At 68.0% G+C, this 4,291-nt stretch carries 2 protein-coding genes and 1 pseudogene; 1 reads left to right on the forward strand and 2 read right to left on the reverse strand.

Annotated features, from left to right (window positions below; translation table 11 throughout):
- Positions 1–243: 243 nt before the first annotated feature.
- Entirely contained in the window at positions 244–879 is a 636-nt protein-coding gene (gene pdxH / locus RMO40_RS12005) for a pyridoxamine 5'-phosphate oxidase (protein WP_309721166.1), read from the forward strand.
- A 168-nt stretch (positions 880–1,047) separates the two neighbouring features.
- Here pdxH and RMO40_RS12010 read toward each other — a convergent pair whose 3' ends face one another.
- Together RMO40_RS12010 and RMO40_RS12015 are read right to left on the reverse strand one after the other, a co-directional pair.
- Positions 1,048–4,029, reverse strand: coding sequence for a PAS domain-containing protein (locus RMO40_RS12010; protein ID WP_309721169.1), 2,982 nt, complete (start codon positions 4,027–4,029; stop codon positions 1,048–1,050).
- A gap of 160 nt (positions 4,030–4,189) precedes the next feature.
- Positions 4,190–4,291: pseudogene (locus RMO40_RS12015) on the reverse strand (peptide-methionine (S)-S-oxide reductase MsrA); the annotation flags it as partial.

Below are 4,291 nucleotides of genomic sequence, written 5' to 3' on the forward strand. Positions count from 1 at the left end.
GCCCTTGAAGCGCGCTCCGCGCCCCGCAGCAAGCACGACCACAACCGGTCGGCGTTTCATTCATCTACCCCTGATTGGCCCTTGAACTGCTTGCCGGGATATCAACCCCGGGGATGAGTGCAAGCATGAAAGCTCGTGGCCTTGCGGACTAGTGGGGCCAATACTTAGGGGCTTTGCCCAGGGTCGGGGTCACCCTGTGGGCGCCAGGCCGTGAAATCCACTGACATGCAGCATACTGGGCGCATGAGCAAACTAGCCGATCTGCGCAAGAGTTACGAACTGGGCGAGCTGGATGAAGCCAAGGCTGCCAGCGAGCCACTGAAGCAATTCCATCTCTGGCTTGAGCAGGCCATTGCGGCCGAAGTGCCCGAGCCGAATGCGATGACGGTAGCCACCGTCGGGGCCGATGGCCGTCCCTCCACCCGCATCGTTCTGATCAAGGGTTCCGACGAGCGCGGCATCGTCTGGTACACCAACTACGAAAGCCGCAAGGGCCGGGAACTGGCCGGCCACCCCTGGGCAGCGCTGCAGTTCCACTGGGTCGAGCTGGAGCGGGTGGTGCGCATCGAAGGCCGGGTCGAGAAGACCAGCGCCGAAGAGTCCGACACCTATTTCGCCTCACGCCCGCTCGACAGCCGCATCGGCGCCTGGGCTTCGCCCCAAAGCCAGGTGATCAGCTCACGCGCGGTGCTGGTGGGCAATGCCGCCAAGACCGCCGCACGGTATGCCCTCTCGCCGCCGCGCCCGCCGCACTGGGGCGGCTACCGCCTGGTGCCCGAGGTGTGGGAGTTCTGGCAGGGGCGCAAGTCTCGGCTGCACGACAGGCTGCGGTATCGGCGTGAAGGCGAGGCCTGGGTGCGTGAGCGGCTCGCGCCGTAGTAGGCGGAGCCAGGGCGCGGTTTTTTTACCGCCAAGGCACAAAGGTCGCAAAGAGCGCAAAGGAAAAGAAAGCTCTCCGGGTTCTTCTCCGGGTTCTTTGCGACCTTGGCGTTCTTGGCGCCTTTGCGGTGAACCTGTTGGCAGGAGCACGGGGCGCGCGCATCCCGGTCAAAGTGTGTGCGTCTCGACGAGTGCAGTGAGAGCGCGCAAGAAGGCGTGGAAGTCGATCGGCTTGGTCCAGTAGTCGTCAAAGCCCGCCTGCAAGGCGCGGCTCACGTCTTCGGGCATGGCGTTGGCCGACAAGGCGACGAAGCTGCTGCGCGCCAGGCGGGGCTCGGCGCGCAGGCGGCGCAGCACCTCGAAGCCATCGATGTCGGGCAGCTGCATGTCGACCAGCACCACCTGCGGCAGGGTTTCGCAGGCCATCGCCACGCCCGACAGGCCGTCGACGGCAATCGACAGCTGCACGTCGCGGCGCATGGCCATCAGCTCCTGCACCAACAACACGTTGACCGGGTTGTCTTCGATGTAGAGCACGCTCAGGCGCTCGGCGGCCTTCGGCTCGTAAAGCTCGGGGTGAAAGCCGCTGAGCGGCGCGTGGTCAGAGGCCTGCGGCGCCACCTCGGCGGGCAGCGTCACGCGGAACTCGCTGCCCAAGCCCGGCTCGCTGCTCACCGCCACCTCGCCGCCCATCAGGCGCACCAGGTGGTGCACGATCGCCAGGCCGATGCCGGTGCCCTGGATCACGCCACGTTCCGCGCCCAGGCGGTTGAAGGGCTGGAACAGCTGCGCCTGCTGCTCGGGCGCCAAACCACGGCCGCTGTCGCGCACGCACAGCGTCCAGGCGGGTTGCCCCTGGTGCACCACCCGCTGCGCCGAAACCCACACCTCGCCCTGTGGCCGGTTGTACTTGATGGCGTTGCTCAAGAGGTTGGACAGGATCTGCCGCACCCGGCGCGGGTCGGCGCGCACCCAACCCGGCATCGGCTGCGCGTGCATGCGCACGCCGGCCTGCGTGGCTTGCAGCTGCGTCCACTGCATCACGTCGTCGAGCGAGGCTTGCAGCGACACCGCCTCGTTGGCCAGCGGCAGGGCGTCTGACTCGATGGTGGCGAGATCGAGCACATCGTCGATCAGCGCCAGCAAGTGCAGGCCGGCCGAGTGGATGCGGTCGACTCGCTGGCGTTGCGACTCGCTCGGTGCATCGGCCGGGTCGTTGCCCAGCAGCTGCGCAAAGCCCAGCACCGCGTTGAGCGGCGTGCGCAGCTCGTGGCTCATGCGGGCAAGGAACTGGCTCTTGGCCTGGCTCGCCTGCTCGGCAGCGGCCTTGTCGCGCATGGCCTGCTCGGCGCTGCGGCGCTCGGTGATGTCCCAGGTCACACCCAGCATGCGCTCGGGGTCACCATGCGCATCGCGCTGGACAAGGCCCCGCGTGGCCAGCCAACGAATGGACCCGTCGGGCAGGATCACGCGGAACTCGTTTTCGTAGGTGTCGCCTTCCAGGCCGGCGCGGGCCTTGTTGCCGTTGATGCGCTTCAGGTCGTCGGGGTGGTAGGCGGCGTAGCGCATGTCGTCGGACGGCGACTCGGGGCCGACCGGCAGCCCACGCAGGCGGTACATCTGCGCGTCCCACTTGGCGCGGCCGCTGCGCAGGTCGCGCTCCCAGGTGCCGATGCCGGCCGATTCGGTGGCCAGGCGCGCGCGCTCCTGCGTCTGGCGCAGCTCGGTCTGCGCGCGCTGCAGGTTGGTGATGTCGAGGTTGACGCCGAAGGCCAGGTCGCGCCCGCCCAGCACTTCGCGCCGCGACCACGAGGCCACCCAACGCACCGCGCCATTCGGCCGCACGATGCGGAATTCGGCATGCAGGCCTTGCGGCCCGGTGCCGACGATGGGGCGGTGGTGGCGTGCAATCTCGCGGTCTTCGCGGTGGACGAGCTGGTTGAGCCAGACGTCGTTGTTCGGAGGCGGCTGATCGCGCGGCAGACCGTAAAGCCGGTACATCTGCTCGTTCCATTCGATCGCGTGCGTTTCGATGTCGACGCTCCAGATGCCCACGCCGGCAGCGTTGGTGACGCGGTCGATGCGCTGCGCATAAGCTTGTGCGCGCTCACGCTCGGCGCTGAGCTCGGTCATGTCGATCGTCACACCCGACAGGGCGATCACCTGGCCCTGCTCGTCGCGCTCGGCCACGCGGCGCGAGTAGAGGTTTCGGTAGCCGCCGTTGGCATGGCGGTAGCGTGCTTCCACGTCGATCACGCGGTCGGAGGCCATGGCCTCTTCGGCGGCACGCACCACGGCCGCGCGGTCGTCGGGGTGGATCAGCTCGCGCAGCTCGTTGACCGTGAGGTCGATCCCCAGCTCGATGCCCAGCATGCGGTAACCCCAGTCGCTGAAGCTGCCGCGCTGGGTGGCGAGGTCGAGCCGCCACAGTGCGACTGCGGCCATGTCCACCCCACGCACCCATTGGGCCGACGAGGCCTCGCTGGCGCGTAGCCGGTTGGCGCTTTCCGTCTCGTCGATCAGCACACCGGTCATGCGCTCGGGCTGTCCGTCTGCGCCGGCCTTGACCTCGCACCATGCGTAGATGTGTTTGACCTGGCCGCTTTCCATCTTCAGCCGGTAGCGGGTTTCGTAGCGGCCGGTGGCTTGCGCAAAGCGTGCGTAGTCGGCCAGCAAGGCGGCCCGGTCTTCGGGGTGCACATGCTGCAAAGCCAGCTCGGAAGACGGTTCGCCTTGGGCCGGGTCGAAACCCATCAGGCGGTACATGTGCGCATCCCAGTGGTGGCGGCCGGAGGCGAACTCGTACTCCCACACGGCGATGCGCCCGAACTCTTGCACCAGGGCCAGCCGGGCCTCGGGGCACCCGGCTCGCGGCGCGGGATCGGCATCGAGCCAGATGAGCCAGCCTTCGGGCAAGGGCACCGCTGTCCAGCCCAGTTCGATGGAGGGCAGGCCGACACCGGCGTGCCCGCTGGCATCACCGTTGGCCAGGGCATCGCGCAGCCCAGCGGCCAGCGCGTCCCAGTGCGACGTGGCGAGATTGCGTTGCGCCGACCACGCGGCCCCGGCCGGATTGAGTTGCCAGCCCGGGCCCCCCTCAGGCCACAGCCGCAACGCGAGGCCAGGCGCTGACAACCACAGTTGATCCATGCTGCCTATGCAGTTGACCGGCTCGGCCACCCAGGTGTGGGCCGCCGTCCGTAACAAATAGTGAGCGCAGTCTATCGGCCCCGCTGAGCGGCACGCCCGGGCGTATACCCCGCCCCGCTTGCGCCGGCGCGCCAAGCTGCCAAATCAGACACGGTTCGGCTCAGTCGGCGCGCACGCGGTTGGCAAAGGTCTTGCGGAATTTCTCGACCTTGGGCGCCACGACAAAGGCGCAGTAACCCTGGCCGGGGTGTTGGGCGAAGTA

The sequence above is a fragment of the Rhizobacter sp. genome (assembly GCF_031412075.1).
Lineage (GTDB): Bacteria > Pseudomonadota > Gammaproteobacteria > Burkholderiales > Burkholderiaceae_C > Rhizobacter.

Excerpts from the sequence above, each read along its gene's own strand:
- pdxH (WP_309721166.1), top strand. The coding sequence starts at position 244 with ATGAGCAAACTAGCCGATCTGCGCAAGAGTTACGAACTGGGCGAGCTG.
- RMO40_RS12010 (WP_309721169.1), bottom strand. The coding sequence starts at position 4,029 with ATGGATCAACTGTGGTTGTCAGCGCCTGGCCTCGCGTTGCGGCTGTGG.